The following is a 15,445-nucleotide window of genomic DNA, read 5'->3' as shown; positions in this document are numbered from 1 at the left end:
TCTTCCTCAGACCCGCTCGATGATGGTCGCGACGCCCATGCCGCCGCCGATGCACAGGGTGACCAGGGCGCGGCGCGCCTGACGACGCTCCAGCTCGTCGACGACGGTGCCGACCAGCATCGCGCCGGTGGCACCCAGCGGGTGCCCCATGGCGATGGCGCCGCCGTTGACGTTGACCTTCTCCTCGTCGAGGTGCAGGTCCTTGATCCACTTGAGGACGACCGAGGCGAAGGCCTCGTTCAGCTCCCACAGGTCGATGTCGTCAGGGGTGAGACCGGCGATCTTGAGGACCTTCTCGGTGGCCGGGGTCGGACCGGTGAGCATGATCGTGGGCTCGGAGCCGACGGTCGCGGTCGCCACGATGCGGGCGCGCGGGGTCAGGCCGAAGTCCTTGCCGATCTGCTCGTTGCCGACCAGCACCACCGCGGCGCCGTCCACGATGCCGGACGAGTTGCCGCCGGTGTGGATGTGGTTGATGCGCTCGACCGAGTGGTACTTCTGCAGCGCGACGGCGTCGAAGCCGCCCAACTCACCGATGCCGGCGAAGGCGGGCTTGAGCTTGCCGAGGCTCTCGACGGTGCTACCGGGGCGACGGTGCTCGTCGTGGTCGAGGATCGTGACGCCGTTGATGTCCTTCACCGGGACGACGGACTTCGCGAAGTAGCCGCCGGACCAGGCCGCTTCGGCCTTCTCCTGCGAGCGGACGGCCCACGCGTCGACGTCCTCGCGGGAGAAGCCCTCGATGGTCGCGATCAGGTCGGCGCCGGTGCCCTGCGGGACGATGTAGTTGTCGTACGCGGTGGCGGGGTCCATGAACAGCGCGCCGCCGTCGGAGCCCATCGGCACGCGTGACATCGACTCGACACCACCGGCGATGATCAGCTGGTCCCAGCCGGAGCGCACCTTCTGCGCGGCGGTGTTGGTGGCTTCGAGGCCGGAGGCGCAGAAGCGGTTCAGCTGTACGCCGGCGACCGTTTCGGGAAGGCCCGCGTTCAGTGCGGCGGTGCGCGCGATCACGGCGCCCTGCTCGCCGACCGGGGACACCACGCCGAGGACGATGTCGTCGATCACGGCGGGGTCGAGGTTCGGGTGCCGGACCTTCAGTTCCTCGATGAGGCCGACCACGAGATCGACCGGCTTGGTGCCGTGGAGGGCACCGCCCTTGTTCTTGCCGCGAGGCGTACGGATCGCCTCGTAGATGTAGGCCTCGCTACTCACAGAAAAACTCCTCCGCGTACGGCGCTGTATCAAGGATGAACACAGCCGGATCGTACCGACCAGTAGCCATGCTAATGGTCATTAACATAAACCGCGATAACCCCATGGTGTCAATGGGTTGCGATGTACGCAACCGGCGCTATCGTGTGTTCACCTATGGATCACCCGACCGAGCGTTCAGCCCGACCGCGCGACCGCAAGGCCCAGCTGGCAGGCCTCGCCGCGGAGCTCTTTCGCGCCCGCGGGTTCCACGGCGTCGGCATCAACGACATCGCCGCGGCGGCGGGGATCACCGGGCCCGCGCTGTACCGGCATTTCGCGGACAAGCAGGCGGTGCTGTCCTACGTCGTGCTGTCCGGCATCGACGACATGGAGACGGCCACCCTCGAAACGCTCTCGAACCTCGACACCCCGGTTCCCGCCCAGGTCAAGGCCCTGTTGGACACCCTCGCCGCGCAGGCCGTGGAGCGGCGCGAGGTCGCCGCGCTGTGGCGCTGGGAGGGCAGGCATCTGCCCCGGGAGGGACGACGGGAGATCCGCCGCCGGTCGAGCGCGGTCCTCGCGGCGTGGTCCAAAGCACTGCTCGCACTGCGTCCCGAACTGACCGCCGACGACGCCGAGCTGCTGTGCTGGGCGGGGCTGAGCGTCTTCGGCAGCGTGTCCGTCCATCACACGTCCGTGGCGAAGAAACGCTTCGCGCAGATCCTGGTGCAGCTGGCGGAGTCGGTGCTGCATGTCACACTGCCCGAGCCCCTGGAGCCCGCGGACGAGACGCCGTCGATCGCACTCGGCGAGCCGTCCCGCCGCGAGCAGATCCTCGCGGCCGCGACAGAGCTCTTCGGGCAGCGCGGCTTCCGCGCGGTGAGCATGGAGGAGATCGGCGCGGCGGCCGGGATCGCCGGGCCCAGCGTGTACCGGCACTTCCCCAGTAAGGCCGCGCTGATGGTGGCGATCGGGCATCGCGCGGCCGACAGGCTGGCGCTCGCCGCGGAACGCGCGTTGCGGACCGAAGACGAACGCGACGCGCTGCGCAGGCTGGCGGAGTCCTACGTCCACACCCTGCTGCGCACGCCCGAGCTGCTGGTGTCCTTTTCCGGCAGCCCCATGGAGCTGCCGGAACGCGACAAGGCGGACCTGCTCCGGGTCCAGCGGGACTACGTCGCGCGCTGGATCGCGCTGACCTCGGAAGTCCGGCCGGAGCTGAGCCTGCGCGAGGTGAAGATCACCGTGCACGCGGCGCTGACCATCGCGAACGACCTCGCGCGCACCCGCCGGGTCAACGGCCGGGCCGGCATCGAAGCCGAGCTGACGGCGCTGATGCACGCGGTCCTGAAAGTCAGCTCTCAGTAAACTCGCGTGTCCCGCAAAGGCCCGCGGTGCACGATATGCGCGTGCCCACGAAACGCGGCCTGCATCTGGTGACCCGGGAAGAAGACCACAAGGTCACCACGCTGGAGCTCTTCTTCGATTTGGTCTTCGTCTACGCCATCACCCAGACCACCCAGCTGATGGCCGATCACCTCACCCCGCTCGGCATCGGGCAGGGGGTGGCCATGATCGCCGTGCTGTGGTGGTGCTGGTGCGCCTACGCCTGGCTGGCCAACACCCTCCACGTGGACCGGGGCAGCACCCAGCTGGTGATGTTCGCCGCGATGGGGACGATGTTCCTGGTCTCGCTGACCATTCCCGAGGCGTTCACCGATCTGCCCGGCGGCCTGTACGCGCCGCTGATGTTCGTCGGCTGCTACTTCCTCGTGCGGCTGCTGCATCTGACCGCGTACATCGGCGCCGCCCGGACCGATCCGGCGCTGCGCAAGGTCGTCCTGAAGATGTTCGTCGGCCTGCTGCCGAGTGTCGCGCTGCTGACGGCCGCGGCGTTCTTCACCGGCTGGGTCCAGCTCGGCATCTGGGCGGTCGCGATGCTGGCCGACTACGTCAACGTCTTCCGGACCCGATCCTCGGACTGGCGGCTGCACCAGCCCGGCCACTTCGCCGAGCGGTTCGGGTTGATCGTGATCATCGCGCTCGGCGAGTCGATCGTGGCGATCGGCATCGGGATCAGCTCGTATCCGATGTCGTGGCCGATCACGCTGGCCGCCGTCTTCGGGCTCGTGCTGGCGTCGGCGATGTGGTGGATGTACTTCGCCGTCGTCGCGCACGTTTCCGAGCGCAACCTGAAGCGCGCGGAGGGCGTGGAGCGAGTGCGGATCGGGACGGACACCTACACGTTCCTGCACCTCCCGCTCATCGCCGGGATCGTGCTCGTGGCGCTGGGCCTGAAGAAGTCGCTGCTGTACGTGTCCGACACCGAGCACCACAGCCTCGCCGACGGCCTGCACGGGACGCCGATCTGGGCGCTGACCGGCGGGCTCGCGCTCTACCTGATCGCGTTGAGCGGGCTGCGGCGGCGGAACCTGGGCGCGTGGAACGTGCGGCGGCTGGTGCTCGCGATCGTCCTGCTGGCGGCGACGCCGCTGCTCGAACTGGTGCCGGCGATCGTGCTCGTGGGGATCGTGGCGACGGCGGTGCTGGGGCTGGTACTGCTTGAGCGGGCGCAGCTTGCGAAGCGACCGCTGGTGACTGAGACGTCATGACCCGCGCGGGCTGACCACGCTCGGCCTACCTCGGCGCAGGCGGGACATGCCAGGCGGAGCACGCACTGGCCGAACAGCGAGCGAAGCGGCTCAACGTCGTGAGTAATCCGGGTCCCCCGGACCGCCCAAATCACTCACGAGCGTGACGTTCGCCTCCCCCCTGGTGGCGCATCGGCCCCGAGGGCGTTAACCTACTCACGAGTAGGTAAGCGAGGCAGGGAGACTCACCGTGGGTGCGCCTAGGAAACGAGACGCGATGGGCCTTGGCCTGTCCGCGCTCACCCGGCTGGCCGGGAGCAAGGTCATTGAACGGGCCGGACTTCGGAAGCCCGTGCAGAACCTGGTCAGTGCCGGGACGCGCAACGGCTTCCGGGTCGCGGGCGCGGCGGGACGGACGTTCAAGTCCGCACAGAAGCTGGGCCAGCCCGCGCGGCTCGCGCCGGCCGAGGACACAGGACTGTTCGATCTCACCCCGAGTGAGGACCAGCAGCTCATCGTCGAGACCGTGACGGAGTTCGCGGCCGAACAGCTGCGGCCCGCCGCGGCCGACGCCGACGCGAAGCTCCAGGCCCCCGAAGGCCTGCTGAGCCGCGCCGCCGAACTCGGCATCACGCTCGTCGGCATCCCCGAGGAGCTGGGCGGCATCGGCACCGAGCGGTCGGTCGTCACGAACGCGCTGGTCGCCGAGGCCCTCGCGCACGGCGATCTCGGCCTGGCCGTCGCGGTGCTCGCGCCGTCCGCGGTCAGCACCGCACTGGTGGCCTATGGCGACGAGCAGCAGCAGGCGGACTACCTGCCCGCGTTCGTCGGCGAGAACGTCCCGGCCGCGGCGCTCGCGCTGCAGGAGCGCACCGCGTTGTTCGATCCGTTCAAGCCCGCCACCAAGGCCCGCCGCACGCCGAAGGGCTACCAGCTCGACGGTGTGAAGTCACTGGTCCCGCGCGCCGCGGACGCCGAACTGTTCATCGTGTCGGCAGACCTCGAAGGTCGCGGCCCGGCGCTGTTCCTCGTGGAATCGTCGAACTCCGGCGTCACCATCGAGACCGAACCGGCGATGGGCCTGCGCGGCGCGGCGACCGGGAAGCTTCACCTGGAGAAGGTCGCCCTGCCCGCCGGGGCACTGCTCGGCGGCGGCAAGGTCGAGGTCTTCACCGAGGTCGTCCGGCTCTCCCGGCTCGGCTGGGCCGCGCTGGCCGCCGGTACCGCGAAGGCCGTCCTCGACTACGTGGTGCCTTACGTCAACGAGCGCAAGGCGTTCGGCGAACCGGTGAGCCACCGGCAGGCCGTCGCGTTCTCGGTGGCCGACATCGCCATCGAACTGGAGGGACTGCGGCTGGTCGCGCTCCGCGCCGCCGCCCGCGCCGAACAGGGCAAGCCGTACGCCCGCGAGGTCGCGCTGGCCCGGAAACTGGCTACTGACAAGGGAATGCAGATCGGCAGCGCCGGTGTGCAGCTGCTCGGCGGGCACGGCTTCGTCAAGGAGCACCCGGTCGAACGCTGGTACCGCGACCTCCGTGCCATCGGCGTGATGGAAGGCGCCGTCCTTCTTTAGGTCGTGCCCTGCAAGTCATGTCCGCGGTCTTCGCGCCCAGGCGGCCCCTGACGGCACGGGCGGTCCAGCCGAGTACGACCCGGTACGAGGCTGAACCGTCCGCACCGCCAGGAACCACCTGGATCACGAAGCCCATCGAACGGACTCACAGGACACGACCTAGGACTTTCGAAAGGCGATCATGATCAACCTTGAGGTTCCGAAGAAGGCCGGCGCCCTGGTCAACCAGGCGTACCAGGCCGCGGCCGAGGTGTTCCGGCCGATCTCGCGCAAATATGACCGCGCCGAGCACACCTATCCGGCTGAACTCGACATGTTCGCCGCGCTGCTGGACGGGCTGAACTCCTCCGGCGAGGGCGGTGCGGGCGCGGCGGGTGTCCGCCGGTCGGAGAAGAACGAGAAACCGGGCAACCGCAACGGTTCCAACCTCAACATCGTGCTCGGCACGATCGAGATGTGCTGGGGCGACGTCGGGCTGCTGCTGTCCATGCCGCGCCAGGGGCTCGGCAACGCCGCCATCGGCTCGGTCGCCACGGACGAACAGCTCAAGAAGTTCTCCGGGCTGTGGGCCGCGATGGCGATCACCGAGCCGGACTGCGGTTCGGACTCGGCCGCGATCACCGCCACCGCGCGTCTGGACGGCGACGAGTACGTGATCAACGGCGAGAAGATCTTCGTGACCGCCGGCGAGCGCGCCGACGCCGTCGTCGTCTGGGCCACTCTGGACAAGACGAAGGGCCGCGCGGCGATCAAGTCGTTCGTCGTCGAGAAGGGCACGCCCGGCTTCGAGGTGGTGCGCGTCGAGCACAAACTCGGCATCCGCGCCTCCGACACCGCCGTGCTGCGCTTCGAGAACGTCCGCGTGCCCAAGGAGAACCTCCTCGGCACGCCGGAGATCGACACCGCCAAGGGTTTCGCCGGGGTCATGCAGACCTTCGACAACACCCGCCCACTGGTCGCCGCCATGGCCATCGGCGTCGCCCGCGCGGCGTTGGAGGAGACGCGGAAGATCCTCGCCGACGCCGGGGTGACGATCGACTACGACAAGCCCGTGCACAGCCAGCACGCGGCGGCCGCCACGTTCCTGCAGCTGGAGGCCGACTACGAAGCGGCGTACCTGCTGACCATGGAATCGGCGTGGATGGCCGACAACCGCAAGCCGAACTCGCTGCAGGCCTCGATGGCCAAGGCGAAGGCGGGCCGGTCGGTCGTCGAGATCACGCTGAAGTGTGTCGAGCTGGCCGGAACCCTGGGCTATACCGAGGAATCGCTGCTGGAGAAGTGGAGCCGGGACGCGAAGATCCTCGATATTTTCGAGGGGACACAGCAGATCCAGCAGCTGATCGTGGCTCGCCGGATCCTGGGCAAGACGTCGGCCGAACTCAAGTAGCACCCGAAGTGCCGTGAAGGGGCCCGTGCAGCTGCACGGGCCCCTTTTTTGTTTATTCCCAACAGAATGACAACACCATCAAGTGAACCACCATGGCGACCGAACAGAGGTACTCTCTTAGACTCGCCAGCCCGCCAAGGCCCGGAGTCGCGATGAGGCTCGCCGCTCGACCGCTCTCCCCCGCCGCACGCTGGTGCCTCATCATCCTCGGCGTCACGGCCTGCTACTTCTTGGCCGGCCAGATCGGTATCCAGTGGGCGATCGTGCGGGAGCAGATCTCACCACTGTGGCCGGCGGCCGGGGTCGCGCTGGCCGTGCCGATGCTGCTGGGACCGAAGTTCTGGCCGGGGATCTTCCTCGGCGCCCTCCTGACGAACATCGCCCTCGGACCTTCGCTGACCGCGGTCCTGGTGATCTCCGCGGGGAACACGATCGGCCCGATGCTGGCCTACGCGGCGATGCGGCGGCTGGGCTTCCGCGAACAGCTCGACAGGCTTCCCGACGCCGTCCTCCTGGTGGCCGGGGCGGCCGGGGGCACGGCCGTCAGCGCCGCGCTGGGCACCGGGGTGCTGGTGCTCGACGGCGCCCTGCGTCCCGGGGAATTCTGGTCGACGGCGCTCGTGTGGTGGACCGGCGACGCGATGGGCGTCCTGACGATCACACCCCTGCTGCTCCTGGTGCCGAGATTCCGCCTGCCGGTACGGGTCCCCCTCGCCCGGTGGGGTGAGGCGGTGGCGCTCGCGCTCTCCGGCCTCGGCGCGTCGATCCTCGCGACCACGAGCACACCCAAGCTCTTCCTCGTGTTCCCGATCCTCGTCTGGGCGGCGTTGCGCTTCCGCCAGGCCGGGGCACTGCTGTGCTCCTTGTGCGCCTGCACTTTCGCGATCTTCGCCGCCGCTCGCGGGCACGGTCCCTACGGTTCCTACGAGCTGGCCGCCCGCATGCTGCACGTACAGGCCTTCGACGCCACTGTCGGGCTGACGGCTCTCGCGTTGTCCACGGTCGTCCTGCAACGCGACCGCGCGACCGCCGAAATCACCGACGCCTGGCGTCAGATCACCGAAATGGTGGACATGATCGCGCCACGCCAGTCCCTGCGCAGCGCCATGACCCAGCGCAAGGACGACGAACTTACCGGCTGAGGCTCAGGCGACCTGTTCGTCGAGGAAACGATCGAGGTAGCGCCACGTGGTCCCGCGCGCCTTCCGGCCGGTGAGGACGCCCAGGTGCCCGCCGGGCGCGGTCTCGAAGGTCACCGACGGCGAGTTGTCCAGCAGGTCGGTGAGCCGTTCGACGGCCGCGCGCGGGGCGATCGTGTCGTTCTGCCCGGCGATGATCAGGGTCGGCACCTTGACCCCGGACAGCGCGATGATGCGGCCGTTGAGGTCGACAGTGCCCTCGGCGAGGTCGTTCGCGCGGAAGAACCGGTGGTAGATCTGGCCGAACGTCCGCCCGGGGTAGGCGATCATGTTGTCCATGAAGTGGTCGACGGCCTCGATCTGCGCCAGGTAGTCCCGGTCATCGAGATTCTTCAGGATCGCGAGGGGTTTGGTGATCTCCTTGCTGATCCCGGTCGCGCGGAAGACGCGGCTGACCAAATAGGACGGTGCGCCGCCGAGTACGCGGTAGATCGGGGTCAGCAGGTGACCGCCGGTGAGGTCCACCAGCGGGCGGAACGGGGCGATCAGCGGGATCGCGGTGAAGTCGAACGGCGACGCGATGGTCGCGATCGACTCGATCGGCAGATCGGGCTGATCGGCCGAGGTCAGCAGGGAGAAGATCCCGCCGAGGCACCAGGCGATGACGTGCACGCCCTGGCCGCCGGAGTCCTCGCTGACCTTGCGGATCGCCCGCGGGAGCACCTCTTCGATCCAGTGCTCGATGCCGAGGCGCCGGTCCGAGAAGGCGACGTTCCCGTAGTCGACCAGGTAGGTGTTGCGGCCGCCTTCGACCAGGTGCTCGGCGAGGCTGCAGCCGCGGCGCAGGTCGAAGCACAGCGCGGGCGCGGCCAGCGGCGGCACCAGCAGCACCGGCGGGCCGGACTCCGGGCCTTTGCCGTTCGTCAGCCGGTACACCGACCGGTTGGGGCCCTGGTCGATCAGGACACGCGGAACAGGGCGGAGATCGGCGACACCACCGTGCAGCACCTTCCCGACGACGTTCGACGCGGCGGCGGCGAGCCGTGCCGGGGGTGTGGCCATGAGGTGCCTCCTGAGGAATCAACGCGGTAAGACGTAATCTTGCCGCCTGGAGGCGCACGACTCAACACCACCGCCGTCACAGGCCGTCCATTTCGGACAGTGGCTAGGCCGTCCGAGTTAAGAATCCGCGTCCTTTTCCGCCGCCGGGGCACTACGCGCGGCACGCGACTCGTACTCGGCACGAGCACTGGAATGCGTTGCGGAGGACAAAATCTTGTCGCCGCCGAGTGCGCGAAGCAGCCCTTCGCCGAGGCGGCGCGGAAGCAGCCGTGTGATCCTGCCCATGGCGTCCAGCGATGCGGGAACGAAGACGTCGAACTTGGGACGGCGCAACGCATCGACAATGGCCTGCGCCACATCTTCGGGCTGCACCGACTTGAAGAACTTCGCCTCGCCGAGTCCGCTGGCCAGTTCCGTGCGCACCACCGCGGGCATCACGCAGGACACCAGCACGCCCGTTCCGTGCAGTTCCAGATGCACCGATTCCGACAGACCGACGACGGCGTGCTTGGTGGCGCAGTAGGTGGCGGCGCCGGGGAATCCGGACTTGCCCGCCATCGAGGCGATGTTGACGATGTGGCCGGTGCCACGCGGGCGCATCCGTTTCACGGCTTCCCTGGTGCCGTGGATGACCGCGTGCAGGTTGATCTCGAGGAGCCGCCGGGTCGCCGCGTCCTCCTCTTCTTCGAGCGGCGCGAGCGGCATGATGCCCGCGTTGTTGATCAGCACGTCGATCGGGCCGACGCGCCGCTCGACCTCGTCGAGGAACTCGGTGAAGCCCTTCGTGTCGGTGACGTCGAGCGGCAGCGCCTCCGCGCCCAGTTCGGCCGCGGTCTTCTCGGCGAGGACCTGGTCCAGGTCGCCGATGACCACCTTGGCGCCGAGCCGGGACAGCGCCGTCGCGGTACTGGCGCCGATGCCTTGCGCCGCTCCGGTGATCACGACGACCTTGCCTGCCAGGGAACGTTCACGCTTGGCCACGGGGGCCTCCTCTGCGACCTTCGCTGTCCGGAGCACTGTTGGCGATGTGTCAACTATGGTGCACCCGAAGCCGCGAGGACGCCATCCATCCATGCCCCCGCCACCACCCTCAACGGAGGAGCTGCGCTCCCGAGCCTAAATCAGCGGCCGCTGTTCGAACACCTGCCCGATCCAGCCCTTGACGTCGAACTGCTCTGTCGGCTTGAAGCCCTGGCTTTCGTAGTACCGCTGCAGGTCGCCGTCGCCGCCGGCCCAGCAGTCGACCCGCACCAGCCCGATCCCCCGTTCCCGCGCCTCGGCCAGCGCGAACTCGATGAGCCGCGACCCGACCCGGTGCCCGGTGAACCGGCGCGAGGTCAGCAGCAGCCCGAGGTAGATCTCCGGCTCGTCGACCGGCGAGACGTGCGGAAAGCGGTCACCGAGGACGATCGCCCCGGCCGCCTCGCCGCCCACCTCGCCGATGTACAGCCCCGGCCCGTCGGCCATCCCGCGGACCCGCTCGATCCGCTTCGGGATCGTGGACCACGGCTCGGTCCCCCACTGGCCCGCGCTGCCCCGTCCGGCCAGCCACGCGACGGCCTCGTCGAACATGTCCAGCAAGGTTTGGAAGTCCCCGGAACCACCCTGGCGGATGATGAAGTCGCTCATGCTTCCGTTCTACAACATCATGATGGGGCGCGGGGATTTCGTCGCATCGAGTGTCAGGCGACGCCGAGGTGCCGCGCGATCAGCATCCGCTGCACCTCCGAGGTCCCTTCCCCGATCTCCAGGATCTTCGCGTCCCGGTAGAAGCGGCTCACCGGGAACTCGTTCATGAAGCCGTACCCGCCGAAGATCTGCGTCGCGTCGCGCGAGTTGTCCATGGCGGCGTTCGACGCGACGAGCTTCGCGATCGACGCCTCCTTCTTGAACGGCTCGCCGCGCAGCATCTTCGACGCCGCCGCGTAGTACGCCAGCCGCGCGGTGTGCGTGCGCACCTCCATGTCGGCGATCTTGAACTGGATCGCCTGGTACTCGCCGATCTTGTGCCCGAAGGCCTCGCGTTCCTTGACGTACTTGAGGCATTCGTCGACACAGCCCTGTGCGAGTCCGACGCTCAGCGCGGCGATCGCGACCCGGCCTTCGTCCAAAATGGACAGGAACTGGGCGTAGCCGCGGCCGCGTTCGCCGACCAGGTTCTCGGCGGGGACGCGGACGTCGTCGAACGAAAGCTCGTGCGTGTCCGAGCAGTTCCAGCCGACCTTGGAGTACTTCGGCGCGACGGCGAAGCCCGGCGTGCCCGCCGGGACGATGATCGCCGAGATCTCCTTGCGCCCGTTCTCCTTCACGTCGGTGACGGCGGTGACCGTGACCAGTTTCGTGATGTCGGTGCCGGAGTTGGTGATGAACGACTTGCTGCCGTTGATCACCCAGGTGTCACCGTCGAGTTTCGCACGCGTGCGGGTGGCGCCGGCGTCCGAGCCGCCGCCGGGTTCGGTGAGCCCGAAGGCGCCGAGAGCGGTTCCCGCGCACAACTCCGGCAGCCATTTCTCCTTCTGTTCCTCGGTGCCGAACCGGTAGATCGGCATGGCACCGAGGGAAACGCCCGCCTCGACGGTGATCGCGACCGAGGAGTCGACGCGCGCGAGCTCCTCCAGCGTCAGGCAAAGCGCGAAGTAGTCGCCGCCCATGCCGCCGTATTCCTCGGGGAACGGCAGGCCGAACAGGCCCATGTCGGCCATCTTCGCGACGATCTCGTACGGGAACTCCTCCCGTTCGTACAGGTCGCCGATGACCGGGGCGATCTCGGAGCGCGCGAATTCCTCGACCGTCTTCCGCAGCGCTTCGTACTCGTCATCCAGCCGAAAGTCGATCATTGGCCATCCTTTTGGGGTGTCACAACGGCTACCGTTTCGTCCAGCGCGACCTGTTGGCCCGCCCGGACGGGGAGTTCACTGACCACGCCGTCGATCGGCGCGGTGATCGTGTGCTCCATCTTCATCGCTTCGACGACCACGAGTGGCGTCCCGGCGCTCACGACGTCGCCCGCGGCGACCTTGACCACGAGCACGGTCCCGGGCATCGGGCTGGTCACCGGTCCGGCGCCGCCCGCGGCACCGGCGGCCGAACGCAGCCTTTCGCGCTCGCCGATCGCGAAGCTGTGGCCGTCACGCGCGAGCCACACGGTCTTCCCGCTGCCGGCCGCGTGCCGGTACCGGTGGAAACCGGTGGGATGCCGGACTTCCAGCAGGTCACCCTCGCGCCGCGCGGAAACCCGGACGGCCTCGGCGCCGTCGACGCTGACGAGCGCGTTCGCCGGAGTGCCCTGCACGCGCACGACGGCCTCGGAACTTCCCGACTTCAGGGCGAAATCGATCCCGCCGGACGCGCCGAGCCGCCAGCCGTCGGGAACGTCCCACGGATCGACGACGGATCCTTGCGGCTGCAGGGAAAGCAGTCTGTCGAGCGCGGCTGCCACGAAGAACTCCGGCGGCACTTCTTCGGAGACCAAAGTGGACAGTTGCCTGTCGACGAGGCCGGTGTCGAGCTTGCCGTCACGGACGTCGCCGTCGGCGAGAAGCCCGCGCAGGAAGGCGACGTTCGTGCCGAGGCCGAGCAAAGCGGTGTCGGCGAGTGCCAGATCCAGCCGGTGCAGCGCGGCCGCGCGGTCCGGTCCCCAGGCGATGACCTTGGCCAGCATCGGGTCGTAGTTCGACCCGATGACCGCGCCCTCGCTCATCCACGAGTCGACGCGGACACCCTCGCCGGACGGTTCGTGGACCGCGAGCACGGTCCCGCCCGTCGGGATGAATCCGCGAGCGGGGTCTTCGGCGTAGACACGGGCTTCGACGGCGTGACCGTCCAGCCGGACGTCCTCCTGCGCCACGGTGAGCACGTCACCGGAGGCGATCTTGACCTGCCACTCGACGAGATCGAGGCCGGTCACCAATTCGGTCACCGGATGCTCGACCTGCAGTCGGGTGTTCATCTCCATGAAGAAGAACTCGTCCGGCGCCTTGGCCGACACGATGAACTCAACCGTCCCCGCGCCGACATAGCCCACCGAGCGTGCGGCCTCGACAGCGGACGCGCCCATCTTCGCGCGCGTGGCTTCGTCGAGGAGAACGGACGGCGCCTCTTCGATGATCTTCTGGTGCCGCCGCTGCAGGCTGCACTCGCGTTCGCCGAGGTGGATCACGTTGCCGTGGGTGTCGGCGAGCACCTGGATCTCGATATGGCGCGGTGTCGTGACGAACCGCTCCATGAGCAGCGTGTCGTCACCGAAGGAACCCTTGGCCTCGCGGCGCGCGGATTCGATGGCGGGGTCCAATTCGGACAGTTCGGCGACGAGCCGCATCCCCTTGCCGCCACCACCGGCGGACGGCTTGAGCAGGAGCGGGAACCCGACCTTCTCAGCGGCGGCGGCGAAACCTCCTTCGGGAATGTCCACATCGGACGCTCCGGGCACCACCGGGACGCCTGCCTTGGACACCGTCGCCTTGGCGCGGATCTTGTCGCCCATGGCGTCGATCGCCTCGACCGGCGGGCCGATGAAGACCAGCCCGGCCTCGGCGCAGGCGCGGGCGAATTCCGCGTTCTCCGCGAGGAAGCCGTAGCCGGGGTGGACCGCTTGCGCGCCGGTGTCGAGCGCTGCCTGGACGATCGCCGGAATGGACAGATAGCTTTTCGCCGCTTCGGCGGGGCCGATGCGGACAGCCGTATGCGCCTCGCGGACGTGCCGGGCGTCGGCGTCCGCGTCGCTGTACACCGCGACCGAGCGGATGCCGAGCCCCTGCAGCGAACGGATCACGCGGACGGCGATCTCACCGCGGTTGGCGACCAGAACCGTGTCGAACATGCTCACATCCTGAAGACGCCGTAGTTGACATCGGACAAGGGCGCGTTGGCCGTCGCGGACAGCGCGAGGCCGAGCACCGTGCGGGTGTCCGCCGGGTCGATCACGCCGTCGTCCCACAGCCGCGCCGTCGAGTAGTACGGGCTGCCCTGCGCCTCGTACTGCTCGCGGATCGGGTCCTTGAAGGTCTCTTCGTCCTCCGCGGACCACTCGCCGCCGCGGGACTCGATGGCGTCGCGGCGGACGGTCGAGAGCACCGAAGCCGCCTGCTCACCGCCCATCACCGAGATCCGCGCGTTCGGCCACATCCACAGGAACCGGGGCGAGTACGCGCGGCCGCACATCGAATAGTTGCCGGCACCGAACGAGCCACCGATGACGACGGTCAGCTTCGGTACGCGGGCGCAGGCCACCGCGGTGACCATCTTCGCGCCGTGTTTGGCGATGCCGCCGGCTTCGTAGGCCTTGCCGACCATGAAACCGGTGATGTTCTGCAGGAACAGCAGCGGGATGGAGCGTTTGTCGCACAGCTCGATGAAGTGCGCGCCCTTCATCGCGGACTCGGCGAACAGGACGCCGTTGTTCGCGATGATGCCGACGGGGTGGCCGTGGATCCGGGCGAACCCGGTGACCAGCGTCGAGCCGTACTCCTTCTTGAACTCGCCGAACCGGCTGCCGTCGACGATGCGCGCGATGACCTCGCGGACGTCGTAGGGCACGCGCGGATCGGTCGGGACGACGCCGTAAAGCTCGTTCGGATCGGCGACGGGCGCCTCCGTCGGGAGGACGTCCCACGGGCGCGGCGCGCGCGGGCCCAAAGTAGACACGATCGAGCGAACGATGCGCAGAGCGTCCGCGTCGTCTTCGGCCAAGTGGTCGGTGACGCCGGACTGGCGCGAGTGGACGTCGCCGCCGCCGAGCTCCTCGGCCGTGACGACCTCGCCCGTCGCGGCCTTCACCAGCGGCGGGCCGCCGAGGAAGATCGTGCCCTGATTGCGCACGATGACCGCTTCGTCGCTCATCGCCGGGACGTACGCGCCGCCCGCGGTGCAGGACCCGAGCACCGCCGCGATCTGCGGGATGCCGCGCGCGGACATCGTGGCCTGGTTGAAAAAGATCCGGCCGAAGTGCTCACGATCCGGGAAGACCTCGTCCTGCCTCGGCAGGAACGCGCCGCCGGAGTCCACCAGATAGATACACGGCAGGTTGTTGTGCAGCGCGACCTCTTGCGCGCGCAGGTGCTTCTTGACCGTCAGCGGGTAGTACGTGCCGCCCTTGACCGTGGCGTCGTTGGCGACGATCACGCATTCGCGGCCCGAGACCCGCCCGATCCCGGTGATGATCCCGGCCGACGGCGCCTCGTCGTCGTACAGTCCGGTGGCGGCCAGCGGGGACAGTTCCAGGAAGGGCGAACCCGGGTCGAGGAGGGTGTCGACCCGGTCGCGCGGCAGGAGTTTCCCCCGCTCGACGTGGCGGATCCGGGACTTCTCCGGGCCGCCGAGCCGGGCCGCGGCGAGACGCTCGCGCAGGTCTTCGACCAGCTCGGCGTGGGAGGTGACACCGCGGGCGTATTCGTCGCTGCCGGGGTCGGCGGAAGTGCTCAGTACGGGTGTGTCCATGGCTCCTCGTCGCCAAGTTAGCCGTCGTTAACTCGCGTCGTCAGGTTAACGCCTA

12 protein-coding genes are annotated in these 15,445 nt (G+C 68.6%); 5 read left to right on the top strand and 7 right to left on the bottom strand.

Annotation, left to right across the window (positions count from 1 at the left end):
- Positions 1 to 6: 6 nt before the first annotated feature.
- On the bottom strand, positions 7 to 1,218 hold the full coding sequence (locus ACFOSH_RS17300) for an acetyl-CoA C-acetyltransferase (protein WP_378239929.1): 1,212 nt from the start codon (positions 1,216 to 1,218) through the stop codon (positions 7 to 9).
- Between the two features lie 156 nt (positions 1,219 to 1,374).
- On the opposite strand from ACFOSH_RS17300, the gene ACFOSH_RS17295 reads away from it, so the two are divergent.
- The 5 genes from ACFOSH_RS17295 (at position 1,375) to ACFOSH_RS17275 (ending at position 7,896) form a co-directional block, all read left to right on the top strand.
- Positions 1,375 to 2,568 carry a TetR/AcrR family transcriptional regulator gene (locus ACFOSH_RS17295; RefSeq protein ID WP_378239928.1) on the top strand — a complete coding sequence of 398 codons (1,194 nt, stop codon included), beginning with the start codon at positions 1,375 to 1,377 and terminating at the stop codon, positions 2,566 to 2,568.
- 35 nt (positions 2,569 to 2,603) lie between these two features.
- On the top strand, positions 2,604 to 3,812 hold the full coding sequence (locus tag ACFOSH_RS17290; RefSeq protein ID WP_378239927.1) for a low temperature requirement protein A: 1,209 nt from the start codon (positions 2,604 to 2,606) through the stop codon (positions 3,810 to 3,812).
- A gap of 256 nt (positions 3,813 to 4,068) precedes the next feature.
- Entirely contained in the window at positions 4,069 to 5,364 is a 1,296-nt protein-coding gene (locus tag ACFOSH_RS17285) for an acyl-CoA dehydrogenase family protein (RefSeq protein ID WP_378239926.1), read from the top strand.
- A gap of 181 nt (positions 5,365 to 5,545) precedes the next feature.
- A complete protein-coding gene (locus ACFOSH_RS17280) occupies positions 5,546 to 6,754 on the top strand; it encodes an acyl-CoA dehydrogenase family protein (RefSeq protein WP_378239925.1) in 1,209 nt (402 codons plus the stop codon).
- A 152-nt stretch (positions 6,755 to 6,906) separates the two neighbouring features.
- Entirely contained in the window at positions 6,907 to 7,896 is a 990-nt protein-coding gene (locus tag ACFOSH_RS17275; RefSeq protein ID WP_378239924.1) for an MASE1 domain-containing protein, read from the top strand.
- A gap of 3 nt (positions 7,897 to 7,899) precedes the next feature.
- Here ACFOSH_RS17275 and ACFOSH_RS17270 read toward each other — a convergent pair whose 3' ends face one another.
- From ACFOSH_RS17270 to ACFOSH_RS17245, 6 genes are all read right to left on the bottom strand, one after another.
- Positions 7,900 to 8,955: an alpha/beta fold hydrolase gene (locus tag ACFOSH_RS17270; RefSeq protein WP_378239923.1), complete on the bottom strand. Its 1,056-nt coding sequence runs from the start codon at positions 8,953 to 8,955 to the stop codon at positions 7,900 to 7,902.
- A 117-nt stretch (positions 8,956 to 9,072) separates the two neighbouring features.
- A complete protein-coding gene (locus ACFOSH_RS17265) occupies positions 9,073 to 9,936 on the bottom strand; it encodes an SDR family oxidoreductase (RefSeq protein ID WP_378239922.1) in 864 nt (287 codons plus the stop codon).
- Positions 9,937 to 10,071: 135 nt separating this feature from the next.
- Positions 10,072 to 10,584: a GNAT family N-acetyltransferase gene (locus ACFOSH_RS17260; protein ID WP_378239921.1), complete on the bottom strand. Its 513-nt coding sequence runs from the start codon at positions 10,582 to 10,584 to the stop codon at positions 10,072 to 10,074.
- 53 nt (positions 10,585 to 10,637) lie between these two features.
- Complete coding sequence (locus ACFOSH_RS17255) at positions 10,638 to 11,792, bottom strand: acyl-CoA dehydrogenase family protein (RefSeq protein ID WP_378239920.1); 1,155 nt, start codon at positions 11,790 to 11,792, stop codon at positions 10,638 to 10,640.
- Positions 11,789 to 13,774 (bottom strand): ATP-binding protein, encoded by a 1,986-nt coding sequence (locus tag ACFOSH_RS17250; protein ID WP_378239919.1) that lies wholly within the window; start codon positions 13,772 to 13,774, stop codon positions 11,789 to 11,791. The genes ACFOSH_RS17255 and ACFOSH_RS17250 overlap by 4 nt, the downstream gene beginning before the upstream one ends.
- A gap of 2 nt (positions 13,775 to 13,776) precedes the next feature.
- The gene (locus tag ACFOSH_RS17245) at positions 13,777 to 15,390 is read right to left on the bottom strand and encodes a carboxyl transferase domain-containing protein (RefSeq protein ID WP_378239918.1); all 1,614 of its coding nucleotides are present in this window, start codon (positions 15,388 to 15,390) and stop codon (positions 13,777 to 13,779) included.
- Positions 15,391 to 15,445: the final 55 nt, after the last annotated feature.

The sequence above is a fragment of the Amycolatopsis speibonae genome (assembly GCF_042647925.1).
GTDB lineage: Bacteria > Actinomycetota > Actinomycetes > Mycobacteriales > Pseudonocardiaceae > Amycolatopsis > Amycolatopsis speibonae.
This window is presented reverse-complemented; position numbering and strand designations above follow the sequence as displayed.